The 22,218-nt window shown below is 69.3% G+C and carries 20 protein-coding genes; 9 read left to right on the plus strand and 11 right to left on the minus strand.

Annotation, left to right across the window (positions count from 1 at the left end; genetic code table 11):
* Window positions 1-45: 45 nt before the first annotated feature.
* On the minus strand, window positions 46-714 hold the full coding sequence (locus LC452_RS07015; protein WP_223623583.1) for an HAD hydrolase-like protein: 669 nt from the start codon (window positions 712-714) through the stop codon (window positions 46-48).
* A gap of 144 nt (window positions 715-858) precedes the next feature.
* On the opposite strand from LC452_RS07015, the gene LC452_RS07020 reads away from it, so the two are divergent.
* Window positions 859-1,095 (plus strand): hypothetical protein, encoded by a 237-nt coding sequence (locus tag LC452_RS07020; protein ID WP_223623585.1) that lies wholly within the window; start codon window positions 859-861, stop codon window positions 1,093-1,095.
* Between the two features lie 4 nt (window positions 1,096-1,099).
* Here the strand turns inward: LC452_RS07020 and nucS are convergent, their stop codons facing one another.
* Together nucS and LC452_RS07030 are read right to left on the minus strand one after the other, a co-directional pair.
* Entirely contained in the window at window positions 1,100-1,795 is a 696-nt protein-coding gene (gene nucS, locus LC452_RS07025; RefSeq protein ID WP_055871644.1) for an endonuclease NucS, read from the minus strand.
* A 9-nt stretch (window positions 1,796-1,804) separates the two neighbouring features.
* Window positions 1,805-3,031: an MFS transporter gene (locus LC452_RS07030; RefSeq protein ID WP_223623587.1), complete on the minus strand. Its 1,227-nt coding sequence runs from the start codon at window positions 3,029-3,031 to the stop codon at window positions 1,805-1,807.
* Between the two features lie 60 nt (window positions 3,032-3,091).
* Between LC452_RS07030 and LC452_RS07035 the strand changes: the two genes are divergently transcribed.
* On the plus strand, window positions 3,092-4,153 hold the full coding sequence (locus LC452_RS07035; protein WP_223623589.1) for a LacI family DNA-binding transcriptional regulator: 1,062 nt from the start codon (window positions 3,092-3,094) through the stop codon (window positions 4,151-4,153).
* 4 nt (window positions 4,154-4,157) lie between these two features.
* Here the strand turns inward: LC452_RS07035 and LC452_RS07040 are convergent, their stop codons facing one another.
* On the minus strand, window positions 4,158-5,657 hold the full coding sequence (locus LC452_RS07040; protein WP_223623591.1) for a hypothetical protein: 1,500 nt from the start codon (window positions 5,655-5,657) through the stop codon (window positions 4,158-4,160).
* 120 nt (window positions 5,658-5,777) lie between these two features.
* On the opposite strand from LC452_RS07040, the gene LC452_RS07045 reads away from it, so the two are divergent.
* From LC452_RS07045 to mnhG, 6 genes are read left to right on the plus strand one after another with little or no spacing between them, the layout of a single operon-like run.
* Window positions 5,778-8,735: a Na+/H+ antiporter subunit A gene (locus LC452_RS07045; RefSeq protein WP_223623593.1), complete on the plus strand. Its 2,958-nt coding sequence runs from the start codon at window positions 5,778-5,780 to the stop codon at window positions 8,733-8,735.
* Window positions 8,735-9,289, plus strand: a complete 555-nt coding sequence (locus LC452_RS07050; RefSeq protein ID WP_223623595.1) for a Na(+)/H(+) antiporter subunit C — start codon at window positions 8,735-8,737, stop codon at window positions 9,287-9,289. The genes LC452_RS07045 and LC452_RS07050 overlap by 1 nt, the downstream gene beginning before the upstream one ends.
* Window positions 9,286-10,836 carry a Na+/H+ antiporter subunit D gene (locus LC452_RS07055; RefSeq protein WP_223623597.1) on the plus strand — a complete coding sequence of 517 codons (1,551 nt, stop codon included), beginning with the start codon at window positions 9,286-9,288 and terminating at the stop codon, window positions 10,834-10,836. Before LC452_RS07050 ends, LC452_RS07055 begins: the two co-directional genes overlap by 4 nt.
* Complete coding sequence (locus LC452_RS07060) at window positions 10,836-11,441, plus strand: Na+/H+ antiporter subunit E (protein WP_223623599.1); 606 nt, start codon at window positions 10,836-10,838, stop codon at window positions 11,439-11,441. Before LC452_RS07055 ends, LC452_RS07060 begins: the two co-directional genes overlap by 1 nt.
* On the plus strand, window positions 11,438-11,707 hold the full coding sequence (locus tag LC452_RS07065) for a monovalent cation/H+ antiporter complex subunit F (RefSeq protein ID WP_223623601.1): 270 nt from the start codon (window positions 11,438-11,440) through the stop codon (window positions 11,705-11,707). The genes LC452_RS07060 and LC452_RS07065 overlap by 4 nt, the downstream gene beginning before the upstream one ends.
* Window positions 11,704-12,093, plus strand: coding sequence for a monovalent cation/H(+) antiporter subunit G (mnhG, locus tag LC452_RS07070; RefSeq protein ID WP_223623603.1), 390 nt, complete (start codon window positions 11,704-11,706; stop codon window positions 12,091-12,093). Before LC452_RS07065 ends, mnhG begins: the two co-directional genes overlap by 4 nt.
* Window positions 12,094-12,101: 8 nt before the next feature.
* Here the strand turns inward: mnhG and LC452_RS07075 are convergent, their stop codons facing one another.
* Entirely contained in the window at window positions 12,102-12,665 is a 564-nt protein-coding gene (locus tag LC452_RS07075) for a TetR/AcrR family transcriptional regulator (RefSeq protein WP_223623605.1), read from the minus strand.
* 119 nt (window positions 12,666-12,784) lie between these two features.
* Here LC452_RS07075 and LC452_RS07080 point away from each other — a divergent pair, with 119 nt between their 5' ends.
* Complete coding sequence (locus tag LC452_RS07080; protein WP_223623607.1) at window positions 12,785-13,810, plus strand: aldo/keto reductase; 1,026 nt, start codon at window positions 12,785-12,787, stop codon at window positions 13,808-13,810.
* A 28-nt stretch (window positions 13,811-13,838) separates the two neighbouring features.
* Here LC452_RS07080 and LC452_RS07085 read toward each other — a convergent pair whose 3' ends face one another.
* From LC452_RS07085 to argG, 6 genes are all read right to left on the minus strand, one after another.
* Window positions 13,839-14,600 (minus strand): alpha/beta fold hydrolase, encoded by a 762-nt coding sequence (locus LC452_RS07085; RefSeq protein ID WP_223623609.1) that lies wholly within the window; start codon window positions 14,598-14,600, stop codon window positions 13,839-13,841.
* A 34-nt stretch (window positions 14,601-14,634) separates the two neighbouring features.
* Complete coding sequence (locus LC452_RS07090) at window positions 14,635-17,310, minus strand: penicillin acylase family protein (RefSeq protein WP_223623611.1); 2,676 nt, start codon at window positions 17,308-17,310, stop codon at window positions 14,635-14,637.
* Window positions 17,311-17,412: 102 nt separating this feature from the next.
* A complete protein-coding gene (locus LC452_RS07095; RefSeq protein WP_223623613.1) occupies window positions 17,413-19,254 on the minus strand; it encodes a YhgE/Pip domain-containing protein in 1,842 nt (613 codons plus the stop codon).
* The gene (locus LC452_RS07100) at window positions 19,251-19,970 is read right to left on the minus strand and encodes a hypothetical protein (protein WP_223623615.1); all 720 of its coding nucleotides are present in this window, start codon (window positions 19,968-19,970) and stop codon (window positions 19,251-19,253) included. The genes LC452_RS07095 and LC452_RS07100 overlap by 4 nt, the downstream gene beginning before the upstream one ends.
* A complete protein-coding gene (locus LC452_RS07105; RefSeq protein WP_223623617.1) occupies window positions 19,967-20,599 on the minus strand; it encodes a TetR/AcrR family transcriptional regulator in 633 nt (210 codons plus the stop codon). Before LC452_RS07105 ends, LC452_RS07100 begins: the two co-directional genes overlap by 4 nt.
* Before the next feature lie 123 nt (window positions 20,600-20,722).
* Window positions 20,723-22,156, minus strand: coding sequence for an argininosuccinate synthase (argG, locus tag LC452_RS07110; protein ID WP_223623619.1), 1,434 nt, complete (start codon window positions 22,154-22,156; stop codon window positions 20,723-20,725).
* Window positions 22,157-22,218 lie beyond the last annotated feature (62 nt).

Raw genomic sequence — 22,218 nt, forward strand, 5'->3', positions numbered from 1 at the left:
TTTTTGCGGGTTTCCTGCCGCCGTCGCGCGGTTCTTCCGGTGCGGTCAGGCGAGGAGCAGCGACCGGAGCTCGTCGACGGATGCTGCGCGGAACGCCGCCTCGTCGCCTTCGTGGTGGTCGCTGAAGCCCCACTCGACGAAGACCACCGGCACGCCGTTGGCATTGCCGCCCTCGACGTCGTGGTGCCGGTCGCCGATGAGCACGGGCCGCGACGTGTCGGCGCCGAGTTCCGTCAGACGCCGCAGGGCCTCGGCGACGATGTCGGTCTTGGACGCGAGCGTCGACTCGTCGGGCGTGGCGCCCACGGTCGTGAGGAACGACGGGCGCAGGCCGAAGTGGTCGACCAGCGCGTCGACCTGGTTCTCGGGCTTGGAGCTCGCCGTCGCCTGCGGGACGCCCGCGGCGTGGAGGTCGTTGATCAGCTCGACGACGCCAGGATAGGTGGCGGCGTCGGTCGTGTAGCCGTCGGCTTTGCCGAGCGTCCGGTAGAAGGTCACCGCGTCAGCGGACTCGGCGGGAGTCATGCCGGCCTGGTCCTGGAAGGACTCGAACATCGGCGGTCCGATCCAGTGGATCAGCTCCTCGCGCGTCGGCGCCGGGCGGCCGAAGTGGGTGAGGGCGACGTTCAGGCGGCGCAGGATGCCGACGGAGGCGTCGACGATGGTGCCGTCGACGTCCCAGAGCACGCACGAGTAGGGAGAAGAAGAGGGCATGCCTCCAGCCTATGGGGCGGTGGGCGGACGTCAGCGCCTCCTGCACAGGTGTGCAGCGGATGGAGTTCTCCACGGCTCGTGCCGACGAGAATATCGCGGCTCTAGAGTCGTGACAGCGGGGGATCCGCGGGCGAGAATGGGGGCATGTTCGTGTCAGCTGAGGTCATCACGACGGTCGCGTCTGCAGTTTCCGTCATCGCCGCGGTCGCCGGCTTGTGCGGCTGGTTCGTCCGCAGGATCGACGCGCGGTTCGACAAGGTCGACGCGCGGTTCGATCGCCTCGAAGATCGAGTGACCGGCGTCGAGCACGAGCTGACGGAAGTGAAGATCGCCGTCGCCCGACTGGAAGGCCCGCAGCCGCGGCTCATCACGTCCCGCTGAGCGCTCAGAACAGCCGGGGGATGCCGGACTCGATGCCCTTCATGTCGTCGTAGTCGAGCACCAGGCAGCGGATGCCGCGGTCCTCGGCGAGCACGCGGGCCTGCGGCTTGATCTCCTGCGCGGCGAAGACGCCCTGCACGGGGGAGAGGTGCGGATCGCGCCCGAGCAGCTCGAGGTAGCGGGTGAGCTGCTCGACGCCGTCGATGTCGCCGCGGCGCTTGATCTCGACCGCGATGGCGGCGCCGTCGGCATCCCGCACCAGCAGGTCGACCGGGCCGATCGCCGTCGGGTACTCGCGGCGCACGAGAGTCGCGCCCTCTGAGATGCGCTCGACCTGCTCGGCGAGCAGACGCTGCAGGTCGGCCTCCACGCCGTCCTTCTGCAGGCCGGGGTCGATGCCCAGTTCGTGTGAGGTGTCGTGGATGATCTCGTAGATCTGTACCCGCAGAGCGTCGCCAGTCTTCTTGTGCGTGACCCGCCAGACCTCGACGACGCCGGCACTCGCCTCCTCTTCGCCGGGCTCTTCGCTGGACAGCGAGCACGGCGGGCTCATCCAGTTCAACGGCTTGTAGCTGCCGCCGTCGGAGTGCACGAGCAGACTCCCGTCTCCCTTGTGCACGAGAAGACGCGTGGCAAGCGGAAGATGGGCGTTGAGCCGACCGGTGTAGTCGACCGAGCAGCGGGCGATGACGAGGCGCACCCGTCGAGCCTACTTCGTCGCCGCGGTCTTCTCGTCTTCGCGCAGCGGCCTGGCCGCTCCCGAGAACAGTCCGGACAGCCCCACGAGGACCACCAGGATGAACAGGGTGTTGAGCAGCCCGATGTGCTCGCTGATGATGCCCAGCACAGGCGGGCCGCCGAGGAAGGCGATGTAGCCGATCGTGGCCGCAGCGCTGACCCGGGCCGCGGCCTTCGCCGGGTCGTCGGCTGCGGCGGACATGCCCAACGGGAAGCCGAGCGAAGCACCGATTCCCCAGAGCGCAGCGCCCACCAGGACCAAGGGAAGGTTCGGGGCGAGGATGAACAGCAGGATGCCGCCCGCCGCCGTCACGGCGAGGACGCGCAGCACGATCACACGGCCGACGCGGTCGACGATCGGGCCGCCGAAGAGCCGCACGAGGGTCATTCCGATCGAGAAGACGGCGAGGGAGACGGCGCCGGTGCCGTCGGAGAGTCCGTGCCCCTGCTCGGTGCCCAGCGCGATCCAGTCGTTGGCGCCTCCCTCCGCGAAGGCCATCCCGAGCATGACGACGCCCAGCAGGTAGGTGCGCGGTTCGCGCCACGCCTCGAGGGCGGTGTGCAGGCGCTGGCGGAGCGGCGGCTTCTCGCTGCCTTCCGGGTCGAGAGCGGCCGCCCTGACCGGCACCTGGAAGAAGCAGACGACGGCGATCACGACGATCAGGGCGCTGACGACACCGGCATGCGTCGCGACGTTGACCGAGAGGCCGGCGGCCAGTGCGCCGATGCCCGCCCCGATCACCGTGCCGAAGCTGAACAGGGCGTGGAACACGGGAAGGATCGTCTTTCCCATTCGCTGCTCGATCGCCGTCGCCTCGACATTCATCATCACGTCGAGGCATCCGTTGCCGAAGCCGAAGAGCGCCATGCCGGCCAGGACGACCCCGACGGATCCGAAGACGTCGGCACCGAGTCCGACGAGAGCGATGCCCGCCGCGAACATGAGCATCGCGAGCAGCATGCCGCGCCGGGCTCCGGTTCGCACCATCACCGCGGGTCCTGTCGAGATGCCGATGATGGATGCCACGCCCATGCCGAGCAGGATCGATCCCACCTGGGCGTTGTCGAGCCCGAGCGCCTCCTTGATCGCGGGCACGCGCGACGCCCACGTCGCGATCGAGAGGCCGCTGGCGAAGAAGATGGCGAAGATCGCGGCGCGCCAGCGCACGAACTGCGAACGGGTCAGAGCGGTGTCCATGCGGGACAGCCTATCGAATCGATTCGACTCCTGCGCACGGAACCGGGTTATCCTCGGAGTATGAGCAGTAACGAGACGCCGCGCCGGGCGACCATCGCCGACGTCGCGCGCGAGGCCGGCGTGGCCACGTCCACGGCCTCGGTCGTTTTCAGCGGCAAGGCCAAGGTCGCCGCCGCGACACGGGAGCGCGTGCTCGCCGCCGCCGCAGAGCTCGGCTACGCGGGACCGGACCCGCGGGCCGCGTCGCTGCGCCGAGGACGCAGCGGCATCGTCGCGGTCGTGCTCGAAGGCCACCTGCGGGCGGCGTTCCTCGACCCGGTGACCACGGCCATGATGGATGGACTCACCGATGGCCTCGCAGAGCTCAGCGCCGGCATCCTGCTCATGCGCGATGAGCCGGGCGAAGACGGATCCGCCCTCGCCAGCGCGCCCGTCGACGCCTTCGTGCTGATCGGATGCTCCGGACGCACCCGCGCGTCCCTCGAGGTGGTCCGCAGCCGCGGCCTCCCCGTCGTCGTGATCGAAGGCGACGCGGGCGAGGGGATTCCGCGCATCATGCTCGACAACGCCGAGGCATCGGCCGATGTCGCTCGGCACCTGCACGGCCTCGGACACCGCGACGTCGCCCTGGTCACGCTCCCGCTCGACAGCGACCGTGAGCGCGGCGTCGTCACGGGGGAACGGCTCGCGAAGGCGACGGTCGACGTCACGATCGATCGGCTCGCGGGCTTCCGCGAGGTCTACCCCGATGCCCCGGCGATCTCGGCCTCGGGGAGCCTGATCGACGAGGGCGTGCTCGTCGGCCGGATGCTGCTCGCCGACGCCGCGGCGCGACCGACCGCCGTGATCGCCCAGAGCGACCTGCTGGCCGTCGGCGTCATCCGTGCCGCCGAGGAGCTGGGTCTCCGCGTGCCCGAAGACCTCTCCGTGGCCGGATTCGACGGGATAGCCGTCGACGGGCTGTCGCACCTGACTCTGACCACGAGCGTGCAGCCGGCGGTCGACAAGGGGCGCGCTGCGGGAGAGCAGGTGGCGCGGATGCTGCGCGGCGAACCGGGCATCACGCAGCACCTGACGTGTCGGTTCCGCGCCGGGACGACGACGGCCCCGCCCGCGCGCTGAGGACTCAGCTTCGCTGCGGGCCGAGCGGCAGCGTCGTGTCGCCGAAATCGAGGATGCGGTATCGGCCGCACTCGACGACATCCTCGGGCACGGCGGGCACCGGCAGCTGCCACTGCACGGTCTGCGCGTCCTCCACGAGGAACGACACCTCGCCGATGTCGAAGTCGTGGCGGTTGACCAGCCACGCGTAGCCGTTGAGCTGATGGTCGACCTGCACGAGCTGCGAAGGATCGGCGAGATGCAGCTTCGGCAGCCGCACCGTCCAGAACTGTCCGGCGCCGGTGCGGTCGGATGCGTTCACCCAGTCCGTCACGCAGACGAGATCGGGATCGGGCGCTTCGGCGGCAGCGGCCAGGCGCGGGATGCTCACGGCGCCGCTGATGAGCACGAGCACCGCCGCGACCGAGAGCACGACGCGCGACACTGCCGACGGCATCCGGAATGCTCGGGGCGACGCCACCACGGCGAGCACCGGCGCGAAGGCCAGCGGCTGCAGGTAGCGAGCCGCGTGGGTGCCGAGAGCGATCGCGCCGATCACGACGAGGACGGGCGCCAGCCACGCGATCGTCGCGACGAGGCGTGAGCCGTCGTCGTCTGCTCGCGCTGTCCGGACGACAGCCCACGCCAGGAGCGCGAGGGTCAGCACGGCGCCGATGACGCCGAGCGGGGTCGAGAGGCGGTCGGCGAGAAGACCCCCGTAGTAGCCGACGGACTGGTTCCACTGCTCCGGCTGCGCGTAACCCGCGCCGGTGTTGGCGATCCATGCCGCGAACGGCATGCGAGCGAGCAGGCCCAGCGCCGTGCCGCCGACGAGCACTGCGAGCAGCGCCGCCGACCTCGCCTTCGCCGTCGATCCGACCATTCCGATGACGATGATCACGATGAGCGGCACGGTCGCCCAGACCGCGAAGAGCGGATTCGTCAGCGTCGAGATGGCCGCGACCACGCCGAGCGCGACGAACAGTCCGATCCCTCCGCGTCCGCGGTCGAGCACGCGCCGCACCAGCCCGATCGAGATCACCACACCGACCACGGTCGCCGCGTAGTACGTCGTCGTCAGCTGCAGCGAAGCGAGCTCGAGAGCATCGCGGGAGGCCGAGGTCTCGGTCGCGGCGAGGATTCCGAACACCACGAGCACGATCAGCGACCACGCGACCGGAGCCCCGCTGTCGCGACGCCGACCGGCCACGAGGCGCAGGGCGCCGTAGAGCGCGAGCAGATTCACCACGGCGCTGACGGCGAGGAGAGCGTTCACGTCGAGCGGCAGCACCGCGTCGAGACCGGCGAAGACCGTCGACTCCGGGAGGAACAGGACGCTCGACATCGCCCAGTCCTGCAGCCCCCCGGCGAGCACGGAGCGAGCGAACATCGCCACGACCAGCGAATCCCCGTCGCGGAACAGCAGCTCCGAACGAGCGGATGCCGCGACCTGACCCGCGATCAGGATGCTGACACCGAGCGCACCGATCCACCCGGTCGACTCCCGCACCCACACCCGCCGCATGCGACCACTCTCGCACGCTCGCAGAAGCCGCGGTCCTCACGGTTCCCTAACGCCGGTAAACTGGACGGACACCCGCCCGCCTGAGCCACTTGGCCGACGAGCCCCGAGGGAGCCGCGTATATGCTGACGCTCCTCGCCGTGTTCCTCCTCGGGTCTCTGCTCATGCCCGTGCTGGTGCGCTGGCTGGGTTCGCAGGCGTTCATCATCGCGGCGCTCATTCCGGCCGCGGCATTCATCCACGCGCTGGTGCGCACTCCCGAGGTCCTGAGCGGTTCGCCCCCGTTCGTCTCGGTCCCGTGGATCCCTCAGCTCGGCCTGAACCTGTCCATGAACATGGACGTGCTCGGGTGGGTGCTCACGCTGATCGTCACCGGCGTCGGGGCACTCGTGCTGTTCTACTGCCGCTGGTACTTCCTCGACGACACGAACGGGATCGGCTCGTTCGCCGGCGTGCTGCTCGGCTTCGCCGGTGCCATGTACGGCCTCGTCCTCACCGACGACCTGGTGATGCTCGTGATGTTCTGGGAGGTGACGAGCATCCTCTCGTACCTCCTCATCGGCCACTACCGGCGCCGCGCGGCCAGCCGACGTGCCGCCCTGCAGGCGCTGCTCGTGACGACGCTCGGCGGTCTCGTGATGTTCGTCGGCGTGGTGCTGCTCGTGGTGGACGCCGGCACGTCGAGCATCCGCGAGATCCTGGAGATCGTTCCGACGGGACCGATGGTCGACGCGGCCATCGTCATGCTGCTGATCGGCGCGATCAGCAAGTCGGCGCTGTTCCCGTTCCACTTCTGGCTGCCGGGCGCGATGGCTGCTCCGACTCCGGTGAGCGCCTACCTGCACGCCGCGGCGATGGTGAAGGCGGGTATCTACCTCATCGCCCGCTTCGCCCCGATCTTCGCGTTCAGCGGACCATGGCGGCCGATCGTGATCACCCTCGGCATCATCACCATGCTTTTGGGTGGCATCCAGGCGCTGCGCGAGACCGACCTGAAACGCATCCTCGCCTTCGGCACCGTGAGCCAGCTCGGCTTCTTCGCGATCGTCGTCGGATACGGCACGCAGGCCACTGCTCTCGCCGGCCTCGCGCTGGTCATCGGTCATGCGCTCTTCAAGTCGGCTCTCTTCCTGATCGTGGGCGTGATCGACCGCCAGCTCTCCACACGTGACATCACCGAGCTCTCGGGTGTCGGGCGACAGGCACCCGTCATGGCGACAGCGGCGTTCATCTCGGTGGCGTCCATGGCCGGCATCGCCCCGACTCTCGGCTTCGTCGCCAAGGAGTCCACGCTCACCGCTCTGCTCGAAGACGCGCAGTACGGGTCGCCGTGGGGTCTGGTCGCGATCATCGGCGTCAGCGTCGGTTCCATGCTCACCGCGGCATATGGCATCCGCTTCCTCTGGGGTGCGTTCTGGACCAAGCGTGACGAGCAGGGACAGCGCCTGCCCGACACCGCCTGGCCCGACCCTCCCGTCGGCTTCCTGTCGGCGCCGATCATCCTCGCCGGACTCACGCTCGCCGCCGGCATCGGCGCTCCCGCCCTCGATCACGCCCTGCAGGGGTATGCGGTCACCGCGACGCCGGGACTCGACGCCGCGGGCGAGGCCGTCGAGGGGCCGGGGCACCTGGCGCTCTGGCACGGGCTCGAACCGGCCCTCGGCATCTCGATCCTGTCGATCCTGCTCGGTTTCGGCGTCTTCTGGCTCTCGCGCCGCACCGGCTGGGACGCCAAGGCGCGGATGCTGCCGTTCACGGCCGCGGACGCGTACTACCTCGTCATGCGCGGCATCGACCGTCTGTCGGTGCTCAGCACGACGCTCACCCAGCGCGGTTCGCTGCCGGTCTACGTCGGGACGATCTTCGTGGTCTTCGTCGCCGCCGAGGTGACCGCGCTGATCGCGAGCGACGTGGACCGCTACAACCTCTCGGCGTGGCACACACCCGCGCAGATCGCCGTCGCGCCGATCATGGCCGTCGCCGGCGTCTTCGCCGTCCGCGCGCAGAAGCGGTACACGGGCGTGGTGCTGGTCTCGGTCACCGGGCTCGGCATGGTCGCGCTGTTCGCGACGAGCGGCGCCCCCGATCTGGCCCTCACGCAGATCCTCGTCGAGACCGTCACCATGGTGACGTTCGCCCTCGTGCTGCGCCGACTCCCCGCGCGGATGGGCGAGCACAATGCCTCCGTCGGCCGGATCCCGCGCGCGCTGCTCGCGATCGGCGTCGGTGTGACCATGGCCTTCGTCGCCGTCGTCGCGACCCAGTCACGCGTCGCCGATCCGATCTCCGCCGCCTTCCCGAAGCTCGCATACGAGCTCGGGCACGGCAAGAACGTCGTCAACGTCGCGCTCGTCGACCTCCGCGGGTGGGACACGATGGGCGAGCTGTCGGTGCTGGTGCTCGCGGCGACCGGGGTCGCGTCCCTCGTATTCGTCACGCATCGCGCCGATCTGCTCGCCGCGACCAAGGTGCTGCCCCGCGCGACGCGCAAGGCCGCCCGCAGCCGTCCCCTCGTGGAGACCACCGAGGGCATCCGCTTCCAGACCTCCGAGAACCAGGACAGCCCGCGGGCGTGGCTCGTCGGCGGTCAGAAGATGAAACCGGAGAACCGGTCGATCCTGCTCGAGGTGATCGTCCGCATCCTGTTCCACACGATCATCGTCGTGTCGATCTTCCTGCTGTTCGCCGGGCACAACCTCCCCGGCGGTGGGTTCGCGGGCGGGCTGGTCGCCGGCATGGCGCTGGTCATGCGGTACATCGCCGGCGGACGGTGGGAGCTCGGCGCCGCCGCCCCGACGGATGCCGGTCGCCTGCTGGGCACCGGCCTGATCCTCGCGGTCGGCACCGCCGTCATCCCGCTCTTCTTCGGCCTCGCGCCTCTCACGAGCTCGTTCTGGGAGTGGGAGATCCCCGGCATCGGACACATGGAGTTCGTCACCTCGACCATCTTCGACATCGGCGTCTACCTCGTCGTGATCGGGCTCGTCCTCGACGTGCTGCGCAGCCTCGGCGCCGAGGTCGACCGCCAGTCCGCGCTCCGCCCCCAGGAGAGCCCGACGCAGAGCGGGGTGCGCAGCTGATGGACGTCTCGCTCACCCTGATCGTCGTGATGGCGGTGCTCTTCGCGTGCGGTGTGTACGCGATGCTCGAGCGCAGCCTGACCCGCGTGCTGATCGGCTTCCTGCTGCTGGGCAACGCGACGAATCTGCTGCTGCTGATCGTGATGGGCGTGCCGGGCAACGCGCCGTTCTACGGCGCCGAGGGTGAGGTCAGCGATCCGCTCCCGCAGGCGCTGACCCTCACGGCCATCGTGATCACGTTCGCTGTCTCGGCGTTTCTCCTCGCCCTGATCTACCGCTCCTGGCAGCTGGGCCAGGCCGACACCGTCGAGGACGACGCGGCCGACATCGCGCTCCGCGAGCGCACCGACGCCGACGAGGACGTGCTGGAGGACGACGCGAACCTCGAAGAGGAGGCGACGACCGACTTCGTGGGCGTGCAGACCGCTCCGATCACGGTGCTGCACATGCGCGACCACCCGGCGATCCACGACGATGCGCCGTTCGACGCAGCAGACGTGCGCCCCGCCGACCGCCCCGCCGACCGCCCCGAGAACGAGGAGGACCGGCCATGACCGCCCTCGTCCCGCTCCTCGTCGCCCTGCCGCTGCTCGGTGCGGCCGTCACTCTCGTCTTCGGCCGCAACGCCCGCCTGCAGGTGTTCGTCACGGTCGCCACTCTCGCGATCGTGTCGGTGATCGCCGCGATCCTGCTGGTGGTGGTGGATGCCGGTGCGCCGCTCGCCGTCTCGGTCGGCGGCTGGCCGGTGCCTTTCGGCATCGTGCTGTACGTCGATCGGCTGTCGGCGCTGCTCGTGCTGGTGTCGAGCATCGTGTTGCTCGCCGTCCTCCTCTTCTCGATCGGCCAGGGCGTCGCCGACGGCGCCGACGAGACGCCGATCTCGATCTTCAACCCCTCGTACCTGATCCTCGCGGCGGGCATCTTCAACGCGTTCATCGCGGGCGACCTGTTCAACCTCTACGTCGGCTTCGAGATCCTGCTCGTGGCGTCGTACGTGCTGATCACGCTGGGCAGCACCGAGTCCCGCATCCGCACCGGCGCGGTCTACATCGTCGTCTCGCTGGTGTCGTCGATCCTGTTCCTCGCCTCGATCGCCATGATCTACGGCGCACTCGGCACCGTGAACATGGCCCAGATCGCCGAGCGGATGTCGGAGCTCCCGCAGGAGACGCAGCTCGTGCTGCACCTCATGCTCGTGATCGCCTTCGGCATCAAGGCGGCCATCTTCCCGGTGTCGTTCTGGCTGCCGGACTCGTACCCGACCGCCCCGGCCCCGGTCACGGCGGTGTTCGCCGGATTGCTGACCAAGGTCGGCGTCTACGCGCTGATCCGCACCGAGACGCAGCTCTTCGCGTCGAACAGCATCGACACCCTGCTGCTGATCATCGCCCTCGCGACCATGATCATCGGCGTGCTCGGCGCCGTCGCGCAAGCCGAGCTGAAACGCATCCTGTCGTTCACCCTCGTGAGCCACGTCGGGTACATGATCTTCGGTCTGGCGATCGCCACACCCGCCGCGATCGGCGCGACGGTGTACTACATCGTCCACCACATCGTCGTGCAGACGACCCTGTTCCTCGCCGTCGGACTCGTCGAGCGTCGAGCCGGCAGTACGTCCATCCTGCGGGTGAAGGGCCTGCTCAAGGTCGCGCCGGTGATCGCCGTGCTCTACTTCGTGCCGGCCATCAACCTCGGTGGACTGCCACCCTTCTCGGGGTTCATCGGCAAATTCGCGCTGTTCGAGGCAGCGGCATCCGTCGGCACCCCCCTCATGATCGTGCTGATCATCGGCGGCATCGTCACCTCGCTGCTGACGCTGTACGCGCTGATGCGCGCCTGGAACCTGGCGTTCTGGCGCGAGGAGGAGGACTCCACCGAGACCGAGAGCCGCATCTCGTACCTCGGCAGCGCGCCCGCCGCCGACGAGCAGCAGAAGACGCGCCGCATCCCGAAGATCATGACGGTCGCCACCGGAGGGATGGTCGCGGTCACACTCGCGCTGACGATCTTCGCCGGTCCTCTGTACGCGCTCTGCGACCGCATCGGCGCGGGGCTGCTCCAGCCCGTGAGCCTCGTGCAGCTGGAAGACGAGGTGGGCTGATGGCGCGTGACACCCGACGTCACCTCTGGCGCGACATCCGCGTGCAGCTGCCGTTCCTGGCGTGGCTCGTCGTGCTGTGGATGCTGCTGTGGGCGCAGTTCACCGTGCTGTCGTTCCTCACCGGACTCATCGTCGCGGTGTTCGTCACGCGCGTGTTCCGCCTGCCGACGGTCGCGCTGTCCGGGCGGATCAACCTCTGGTACACGGCCCTGTTCGTGGTGCAGTTCCTGTTCGCGGTGCTGCGCGGTGCCCTCTCGGTCACGCGACAGGTGTTCGACTTCCGCCGCCAGCCCGGCGCCGCGATCATCGCGGTGCCCCTGCGCTACGCCGACGACCTCGTGATGACGCACGTCGCCGTCACGTCGTCGCTCATCCCCGGCTCGCTCATCGTCGAGGCCGACCGTGATCGTCGCATCCTGTACCTGCACGTGATCGGCGTGCGTGATGCGGCAGACGTCGAGATGCAGCGCGCCGGCGTGCTCCTCTGGGAACGTCGGATCGTGCGTGCGCTGGGAGACCCGGCGCAGTACCGTGCACTCAAGGCCGACGAGAGAGCCGGGCTCGTCGGCGGCACCGGCGGACGCGCGAAGGGCGGTGCACGATGAACATCCTCCTGATGGCGATCATGATCGTGTTCGGTGTCGCGGCGATCCTCACCGTGATCCGGATCATCCGCGGACCGTCGATCCTCGACCGTGCCGTCGCCTCCGACGTGCTGCTCACCGAGGTGATGTGCGTCCTCGGCGCAGAGATGGCGATCAACGGGCACACCCGCAACATCCCGGTGCTGCTGATCATCGCCGCGATCGGGGTGTTCGGCTCGATCGCCGTCGCCCGCTTCGTCGCGAGAAGGGACAACACGACGCAATGAACGTGCTCGGTCTCCTGATCCCCGACGCCGTCATCGATGTGGCGGTGCTCGTCCTCATCCTGCTCGGCGCCCTGCTGTGCCTGTCTGCCGCGGTCGGCCTTCTGCACTTCCGCGATGTGCCGTCCCGCCTGCACGCGGCGACCAAGCCGCAGGTGCTCGGGCTGCTGTTGATCTGCGTCGCCATCGCGCTGTCGCAGCGCTCGATCGGCGGCATCCTGATCGGGCTCGTGCTCGTGGCCCCGATCGTGCTGATGCAGTTCGCGACGGCGCCGCTGTCGGCGCACATGGTCGGCCGACAGGCCTATCGCAACGGCACGACCGATGAGCGCAGCCTCATCGTCGACGAGCTGGCCGAGTCGAAGCAGACCCCTCCCGGAGCGGGGTAGCGCGAGCTCTACGCCGCCGGCGTCGCTCCGTACCGCAGCCCGTCGAGCAGCAGCCCCACCATGCGGCTCGCGCGCGACGTGTCGGCGCTGCCGGGGGGCGGCACGCTGAGGTTCGCGATCGCGCCGATGAGCTCGATCGGATCGATTCCGCCCCTGATGGCGCCGGCTTTCGCGGCGGCGTCGAGCAGCTCGCCGAGTGCGGGTCCGGCGTTGCTCTCGAAGTAGTCGCGCAAACCGCTGTAGGCGGGCTCGCCCGAGCGGAGGGCGGACCCGAGCCCATGCTTCGTCGCCACGAATTCGGTATAGCGCTGGGCCCAGAGCGCGAGCGCTTCGAACGGCTCGTGGCTCTCGGCCAGCCGGGTGGCCTGAGCCGTCACGTCGTCGATCTCGCGCCGGAAGACGCCCGCGATCAGGTCGGAGCGCAGAGGGAAGTGCCGGTAGAGCGTCGCGGTTCCGACGCCGGCACGCGCAGCGATGGAGCGCACGCCCACATCGACGCCGTGCTCGGCGAACTCGTCCTTCGCCGCCGCCAGCAGAGCGTCGATGTTGCGCTGGGCATCGGCACGTGGCATCCGGTATCTCCTTGCTCGCTTGCTAAACGGGACACTGTTCCGTATATTCGGATTTAACGGGACGGTGTTCCGCTTACATCTTCACACGATATCCCGGTGGATGCCGGCAAGGAGGACTCATGCAGTACCGCACTCTCGGTCGGACGGGGATCAAGGTGACTCCGTACGCGCTCGGCGCGATGATGCTCGGCTCGCTCGGCAACCCGGATCGATCGGAAGGCATCCGCATCATCCATCGCGCCCTCGACGGAGGCGTGAACTTCATCGACACGGCCGATCGCTACGGCGACTCGGAGGAGGTCGTCGGGGAGGCGCTCAAAGGCCGTCGCGACGACGTCGTGCTCGCCACGAAGTTCTGGGGTCCCGTGGATGACGACGTCAACCACCGCGGCGCATCCCGCCGGTGGATCGTGCAGGCTGTCGAGCGATCGCTGCGCCGGTTGCAGACCGACCACATCGACCTCTATCAGCTGCATCGCCCCGACCCGGAGACCGACATCGAAGAGACCCTCTCGGCGCTCACCGACCTCGTGCGGCAGGGGAAGGTGAGAGCGATCGGCTCATCGTCGATGCGCGGCTCCGAGATCGTCGAGGCGCAGTGGGTGGCCGAGCGCCGCGGCTTCGAGCGCTTCCGCACGGAGCAGCCGAACTACTCGATCCTCGACCGAGAGATCGAGCGCGAGATCCTGCCCGTGGCCCAGCGGTACGGCATGGGCACCCTCGTCTACAGCCCGCTGGCAGGCGGCACCCTCACCGGTCGGTACCGTGCCGGGCAGGCGAACGACAACTTCCGTGCAGAGCGCACGGGCATGCGTCACTTCCGCGACGAGCGCCGGCTGGCCGCCGTCGAGCAGCTCGTGGCCCTCTCCGACGAGATCGGCATCCCGCTCACCCACCTCGCGATGGCCTTCGTCGTCGCGCATCCGGGTGTGACCTCGGCGATCGCGGGCCCGCGCACCATGGAGCAACTCGAAGACACTCTCGCGGGTGCCGACGTGGTCCTGTCGGATGAGGTGCTCGACCGCATCGACGCGATCGTGCCGCCCGGGGAGAGCATCGGCGCCATGGACATGGTCTACCGCGGTGTCGAGATCGGCGACAGCCGCATGCGACGCCGGGTGCCCTCGGAGCGCGGGGCGGCGTAGCCGGTCGCGCTCGTGGCGCGGACGAGTGTCAGAGCCCGTCGGCGAAGGCCTGGATCAGGCGCGCGGCGGGCTCCGAGTCGCTGATCAGGGTGCCGTGACCGTGGTCGGGGATGATCTTCAGCTCGGCGCCGGGGATGGCGTCGATGATGGTCTGGCACCAGGCCGGTGTCGCGAGCGGGTCGTCCTCGCCACGCAGCACGAGCACGGGGCAGTGGATGCGCACGAAGGCATCCTCCGGCTCGTGCACGATGGTCGCGCGGATCTTGCGGATCAGGTGCGGTCCACCGCGGAGGTACTCCCGCGCCCCGCGCCAGATCACGAGCGGCCGCTCGCCGAGCAGGTCGATGAGCAGGTAGCGCGCCTGCGAGGCGACGTTGCGCGCGGCCTTGTCGACCGTCGGGCCGGCGAGGATCGCCCCCTCGACGAGCGACGGATGCCGTGCCGCCAGCTCTGCCGCGATCTGGCTCCCCATGGAGTGACCGATGACCACGACGGGTCCCGAGTCCACGTGACGCAGGTAGGCGGCGACGAGGTCGGCGTGCCGTTCCATCGTGAGGTTGCGGGTGGGCTCGGGAGCCTCGCCGAACCCGGGCAGGTCGAGCGCGATGACCCGGCCCTTCAGTCGCTGCACCACGTCGAGGTAGACGCTGCGCCCCATGCCGATGCCGTGCAGCAGCAGGAAGGTGTGGTCGCCCTCTCCGAAGCTCTCGGCGATGAGGGTCGCCCCGGCGTGCTCGAACTCGAGCAGGGTGACGGGGGTGCCCGCGGGGGCGAGGTAGCTGGTCGGCACCCGACAACGTTAGTCGACGGTGCTGGGCGGATGCTCAGCCGGCGGGTGTCAGCACCAGGACGTCGACCGCCGCAGCATCCACCGCCTTCGCGGAGAACGCCCACGGGCGCTGGATGCCGGCGGCCCAGTCGGCCGTCTGGTCGATGTAGTGCTCGTCGAAGGCGTGACCCGATGCGCCGGTGAGGTGGATCCACGTCGACGCGTCGAGGTCCGACAGATCGATCACCATGCGCATCGACGGCACCGTGGTGGTCGCGTACGAGGTGCCGAGCTCCCACCCCGTCGCGTTCACGACCGAGGCGCCGCCGCTGACCGGGAACGGGCCGCGGTTGAAGAGGGCTTCGATCGGGGCGATGCCGGACGAGCCGAGGGTGTCGCTGGTGAGGGTGATGGCATGCAGGTCGCCCCAGTTCCAGCGGCTGATCGTCGTGCCCTGGATTGCCGCGAGTTCGTCGTAGGCGTCCTCCGCCGAGAGCGCGAGCATCTCCTCCATGCCGTCGACGTCGAGCTGCGGATTCTGCCACAGCGGATCGGACGGGTTCTCCAGCATGGTCGCGACGACCGTGAAGAGCCGGCTCTGACCGTCGATGGGCAGCGGCTGCTCGCGCTCGCCGAAGATGTTCTGCACGAGATTCGACCACAGCACGTTCGCGTATGCGTCCGCCGCGGAGGATGCCGTGTTCTGCGCGTCCCACGAGCGGAGCAGCTCCACCGCCTCGCGCGGGCCGGCACCCGACACCTCGACGTCTTCCATCGCGGTCGTGAGCTGCTTGCCGATCCACATCTCGCTGTCCATCTGGATGGCGCGCATGTCCTCCGCCGTCAGCGGCGCCGCGGCCGCCCGCCGCTCGATGAGGTGCGCGATGCGTGCGGCGCGGTAGCCGTAGTCCCAGTCGCGCGAGAGGAAGTAGTCGTAGTCGTCGGTGACGATCGCGTTGTTCGCGGTGACGATGTAGCCCGACGTCGGGTTGTACGACACCGGCAGCTCCTCGAACGGGATGAAGCCCGTCCAGTCGTAGCTGCTGTTCCACCCCGGCTGCGGCATCCATCCGTCTCCTGCGCCGCGGATGGGCAGGCGGCCGGGGGTCTGGTACCCGATGTTGCCGTCGGTGTCCGCGTAGATGAGGTTCTGCGCCGGCACGTCGAAGAGCGACGCGGCATAGCGGAAGTCGTCGAAGTCCTGCGCGGTGGAGAGGGCGAAGATCGCCGTCGCCGTGGTGCCCGGGTCGAGAGCGGTCCAGCGCAGGCTGACCGCGTACTCGGGGTCTTCCTTCGGCTCGGGAAGCGTGCCGCCGGAGGCTCCGACCTGGTCGTCGTCGCCGCCGGCCTCCAGAGCCGGAAGGGGGTCCTCGGCGAGGGCCGTGAAGTCGTCGGTGAGCCCGGAGATGATCGGGCCGTGCACGGTCGAGCGGATGGTCAGCTCGATGTCGTCGCCGCCCGCGACCTTGATGGTCTCGGTGCTCTCCTCGAGCGGCACGAGCACGCCGTCGCGCCAGTACTCGTCGCCCTCGATCTTCTCCACGTAGAGGTCGGTGACATCGGTGGTGAGGTTCGTGAACCCCCAGGCGACCTTCTGGTTGTGCCCGATGACGATCCCGGGAAGCCCGGAGAACGAGAAGCCGCCCACGTCGAACGGGCAGGCGTCGTTCACGGTCGAGCACTTCAGCTGCACCTGGTACCAGACCGAGGGGAGAGAAGCTCCGAGGTGCGGATCGTTGGCGAGCAGCGGCATCCCGCTCTCGGTGAGTTCGCCCGACACGACCCACGAGTTCGAGCCGATGCCCTCCCCGACGTCGCCCACGAGCACGCTCGCGGCCTCGATCACGCTCGCGGTCTCTTCCCATTCCACGGTCGTGACCGCCTGCTGAACGTCATCGTCGGTCTCGGGCGACGTGTACGCGGCCGGGTCGACGCCGGTCTCGATCGCGGGCACCGTCGAGATCTTCGGGACGATCACCGGGTTCTCGTCGAACGGATAGTCGGGGTAGAGCTTCTCGAGCATCGCGCTCGTGTCGTCACCGGCATCCGATGCTCCGGCATCCAGCTCGGCGGCGAGGAGGGCGCGCTCGGTCTCGTCCTCGACGTTGCCTCGCAGGTCCCAGGCCATCGCCTTCAGCCAGGCGACCGAGTCGGCGGGCTCCCAGGGTTCGGGGGCGTAGTCGGGATTCTGTATGCCGAGAACGGCATACTCGAGCGAGAGCTCGGCGCCGGAGCGCGACGCCAGGTAGGCGTTCACGCCGTCAGCGTACGCCTCGTAGTAGCCGAGCGTCTTCTCATCCATCTCCGCGACCTCGGCCTCGGCGACCTTGCGCCAGCCGAGGGTGCGGAGGAACGCGTCGGTGCCCGCCTGTGATTCGCCGAACATCTCGGCAACACGACCGGCGGTGACGTGCCGGCGGAAGTCCATCTCGAAGAACCGGTCCTGGGCGTGCACGAAGCCCTCGGCGTAGAACAGGTCGTCGGTCGAGTCGGCGGTGATCGTCGGGATGCCGCTCGCATCACGCTGCACCGTGACCTCGGAGGTGAGTCCCTTCAGCGCGACCGTGCCTTCGGTCTGCGGGAAGGAGCGCTGGATCGTCCACGTCACGAAGAAGGCCGCGGCGACCGCGATAACGATGATCCCGGCGACGACGAGGAACGCGATGCGCCCGATCCGCACCCCCAGCGAGGGGCGTGAGGGGACGGCAATCTCCGGCGAATCAGTCGTCATCGTTGAGCGCTCTTTCGGGTAGCAGGTGGGACTCAGTCCCACCGAGCCCCGGTGCGCGTTTCAGGGCCGCGCCCTCGCATCATATCCCCGCGGAGGATCCGGTCACCCGATCAGACTGGGCTGCAGGTCGCGGAGTGTGCGTCGATGCGTCATCCGCGTCACGCCGATCATCGCGAACGCCAGCGCGCCGACCAGCCAGAGAGCGAGGACCGCCACATCCCATCCGGCGCGCGCGAGGTCACCCCCGTACATGAGCTGACGCATCGCGTCGACGACGTATCCCAGCGGCAGCACATGATGCAGCGCCGCGAGAGGAGCGGGCAGCGTCTGCCAGGGGAAAGTGCCGCCCGCGGTGACCAGCTGCAGCACCATCAGCACGAGGCCGAGGAACTGTCCGACCGACCCCAGCCACACGTTGAGCGCGAGGATGATCGCCGCGAACGTCGCGGAGGCGAACACCATGATCCCCAGCGTGCCGAGCGGATTGTCGAACGTGAAGCCCAGCGTGATCGCGAGGATCCCCATCAGGCCGACCATCTGCACGGCTCCGAGCATCGCGGGTGTGAGCCAGCCCGCGAGCGTGATGCGCACCGGAGAGTGCAGTGCCGTCACCGCACGACGCGAGATCGGCTTGACGATCAGGAACAGTGCGTAGATGCCGATCCAGGCCGAGAGGGCGGCGAAGAAGGGCGCCAGTCCTGCGCCGTAGTCTTCAGCGGAGGCGACCTTGTCGCTCGACACCTTCACCGGGTCGGCGATCGTGTCGGCCTGCAGGGACCGGAGCTCGGGGGTGGATGCCGGGATCTGCCCGACACCGTCGGAGAGGCCGTCGCGCAGTTCGGCAGCGCCGGCGGCGAGAGTGCCCAGTCCGTCGCGGAGCTGTGCGGCCCCCGTGTTCGCGGATGCTGCACCGGAGGCGACCGTGCCCGCCCCGGTCGCGAGGTCGGACGCGCCGGTGGCGAGGGATGCCGCGCCCGCGGCGAGCTGATCGACCTGACCGACGGCGGTCTGCACGCGGGTGTTGCCGTCCTGCAGACGGGTCGCCAGAGGGTCGAGGGCCGCGAGGACCTGGTCGATCTCGTCGGGGGTCAGTCCCTGTTCGGCGAGTCTGGTCGCGATGTCGGTGCGCACCTGCGGCAACGCGTCGGCGGCCTGCTGCACGGCGGCACCCGCACGGTCGGCGACATCGGCGAGCTGACGGTTGCCCGCGCTCACCTGCTGCGCTCCGTCGGCGAGGGTCTGCGCGCCGGCGGCCAGCTGTGCCGTGCCGTCGGCGAGCTGCGCCGTGCCGTCGGCGAGGGTGGAGCTGCCGGATGCCGCGGTGTTCGCGCCGTCGGTCAGCTGCGAGGCGCCGTCGGCGGCGGTGACCAGGCTGTCGCGCACATCGCTCAAGCCCGTGAGGAGCCGTTCCGCCGCCTCGCTGCCGACCATCTCGGCCACGGAGCTGCGGATCTTCTCCACCGCCTGCGTGCCCATCGACGAGGCGAGATAGTTGTTCGCGTCGTTGGTCTCGAGGTCGATGCGCGCCTGGTGGGGATCGTCGCCCGCCGCCGAGGTGAGGGCCGAGGAGAAGTCGGCGGGAATCGTCACGGTGAAGTCGACGGTGCCTTCGCGGAGGGCGTCGGCGGCCTCATCGGCCGTCATCCGCCGCCAGTCGAAGGCGTTCCCCTCGATGAGGTTCTCGGCGACGTCCTCGCCGTAGTTCACGGTGTCTGAGCCCTCGGCCCCTGAGCCCGTCGAAGGGGCGGTCGCCGGGGCGCCCTCGTCGTCGACCACGAGCGCCACCGGCACCTCGGGGAACTTCGCGTAGGGATCCTGATTCGCCCACAGGTAGAGGCCGCCGTACAGGATCGGCACGCAGATCAGCGCGACGAGCGCGATGATGCCCATCTTGCTGGCGGTCAGACGTCGCAGCTCGGCCGCGATCATCGAGGGGACCTTCATCGCGCGTCTCCGTTCTCGGTGTCGGTGTCGGTGGCGGTGCGCGTGTCGGCCCCCGAAGTGGCGTCGGCGGGCTCCTCGAGCACGAGCGGCTCGACCGGGCCCGAGGCGTTGATCGCGTCGAACTCCTGCATCCGCTCGAGGGCGACGGCTGCGGAGCCTCCGACGACCACGAGCATGGCGTAGCCGCGATCGGCGAACTCTCCGGCGATGCGCCACCAGCCGTCGGGGCTGCCGCCGTGCCGGTCGGGTGCGACGAGCACGATGCCCTCGACGCCGTCGCGCAGCACCGCGAGCTCGCACAGGATCCTCACGCGGGCGGCCGGATCGACGCTCCCGATCGGGACGGATGCCAGTTCGGCGAACCCCAGCCCCGCGAGCCAGCGGCGTGCGTGAATGGGTGTCGCGCCGACTCCGGCGAACATGAGCTCTTCCCCGACGACGCCCGCGAGTGCGATGTCGGCGTGCGGGTCGCTGACCGAGGGAGCGTCGACCAGGGCCACGCGACGCCGGAGGTCTTTGGTGTTCTCGGCGCCGTCGAGGGTGACGCGACCGGTGTCGGGTCGCATCCTGCCGCTGGCGATGAGGCCGAGCACGGTCGGTCGCTGCTCGGTCTCGGCGAGGGCGAAGCGCACGGCGCCGGTGTGGAACTCGAGGCTCGTCCGCGGCAGCGCCTCGCCGCCACGGCCCTTGCTCACGTCGTACAGGGTGATCCTCATGCGTGCGCCTCCTGGTCGGCGTCTGCGGCGACGATGTCGGGGTGCGCGGCGAGCAGCTCGTCGGCTTCGCGCCACGACAGCCCGGCGATGCTCAACACGGTGCGCACCGCGAGGTTCGCGGCGCCGGTGCTCGCGGCATCCGTCCTGGAGACGACCGTGCGGGCCATCTCCTCGATGAGGCGGGCGAGCGTGGGGGCGGCGAGGTCGGTGCGGAAGCTGCCGTCGTCCTGGCCGCGACGGGCGAGCTCGGCGACGGTGCGGCGGAGTGGTGCGAGGGCCGCGGCCGTGTGCTCGACGTGCGCCTCGTCGAGGGCGAGCGCGGCGGCGACCTGCACGTGCGCGGCCTCCTGCCAGAGCCGTGCGGCGAGACGGGCGAGGGCGATGCGGCTGTCGGGGTCGTCGACCGAGGCGGCGATGGCGTTGAAGCGCTGCGCCCCGCTGGAGATGAGCTCGCGGATGAGAGCGTCGCGGTCGTCGAAGTGGCCGTACAGGGTGCGGCGGGAGAGCCCTGCGCTGCGCGCGATGACGTCGACGGAGGCATGCGGGTCGCTCGACAGGGTGATGCGGGCGGCGTCGAGGATGCCGGCGCGGTTCTCGACGGCATCGCGGCGGGGTGCACGGGTGGTCATGCCTCCATGGTACTTATAGTGCACAAGAGTGTGCAAGATAATTCGGAGGACTCACAGCATCCGACAGGCAGACACGACGAAGGGGGCGGATGCCGCAGCATCCGCCCCCTTCTGGAAATCGGTTCAGTCGGTTCCGGAGTCGAACGCCGCACCCTCGGAAGCGACGTCCACGGCATCCGCGAGGTTCTCGTCGACGTCTTCGACCGCACCGGTGATCTCTCCCGATTCGCCCGCCGTCACGCGTCCGACGAGCTCGCCGGTGGCGCCGCCGATGAGGCCGAGGCCCGCGTACTGCTCGAGACGCGAGCGCGAGTCCGCGATGTCGAGGTTGCGCATGGTCAGCTGGCCGATGCGATCGACCGGGCCGAAGGCAGCGTCGCCGACGCGCTCCATCGAGAGCTTCTCCGGACCGTACGACAGGTTCGGGGAGACGGTGTCGAGAATGGTCCAGTCGTCGCCGCGACGCAGGCGGATCGTGACCGAGCCCGAGATGGTGAGGCCGACCCAGCGCTGGATCGACTCGCGCAGCATGAGCGACTGCGGCTCGAGCCAGCGTCCCTCGTACATCAGGCGGCCGAGGCGGCGGCCCTGCTCGTGGTAGGTCGCGAGCGTATCCTCGTTCAGGATGCCGTTGACGAGACGCTCGTAGGCGATGAAGAGCAGCGCCATGGCCGGGGCCTCGTAGATGCCGCGCGACTTCGCCTCGATGATGCGGTTCTCGATCTGGTCGCTCATGCCGAGGCCGTGGCGTCCGCCGATCGTGTTGGCCTCCATGACGAGGGCGACCGGGTCGCTGAACTCGACGCCGTTGATGGCGACGGGGCGGCCGGCCTCGAAGGTGACGGTGACGTCTTCGGTCTCGATCTCGACGGAAGGATCCCAGAACTTGACGCCCATGATCGGATCGACGGTCTCGAGCGACACGTCGAGGTGCTCGAGCGTCTTGGCCTCGTGGGTGGCGCCCCAGATGTTCGCATCCGTCGAGTACGCCTTCTCGGCGGAGTCACGGTACGGGAACTCATGCGCGACGAGCCAGTCGCTCATCTCCTTGCGTCCACCGAGCTCGGTCACGAAGTCGGCGTCGAGCCACGGCTTGTAGATGCGCAGACGCGGGTTGGCGAGCAGGCCGTAGCGGTAGAACCGCTCGATGTCGTTGCCCTTGTAGGTGGAGCCGTCGCCCCAGATGTCGACGCCGTCTTCCTTCATCGCGCGCACCAGCAGTGTGCCGGTGACCGCACGGCCGAGGGGCGTTGTGTTGAAGTACGTCCGGCCGCCGGAGCGGATGTGGAATGCTCCGCAGGAGAGAGCGACGAGGCCCTCTTCGACCAGGGCAGTCTTGCAGTCGATCAGGCGCGAGGCCTCGGCGCCGTACTCGAGCGCGCGTCCCGGGATCGACGCGATGTCGTCTTCGTCGTACTGGCCGAGGTCGCCGGTGTACGTGAAGGGAACGGCGCCCTTGTCGCGCATCCATGCGACGGCGACGGAGGTGTCGAGTCCTCCGGAGAAGGCGATGCCGACGCGCTCGCCGACGGGCAGGGACTGGAGGACCTTGGACATGCTTTCCAGTCTATCCGCGGGCGGCGTGTCGCCCTGTGCCGCATGACGACAGTGGCTCACAG

Source organism: Microbacterium sp. EST19A, from assembly GCF_019969685.1.
GTDB lineage: Bacteria > Actinomycetota > Actinomycetes > Actinomycetales > Microbacteriaceae > Microbacterium.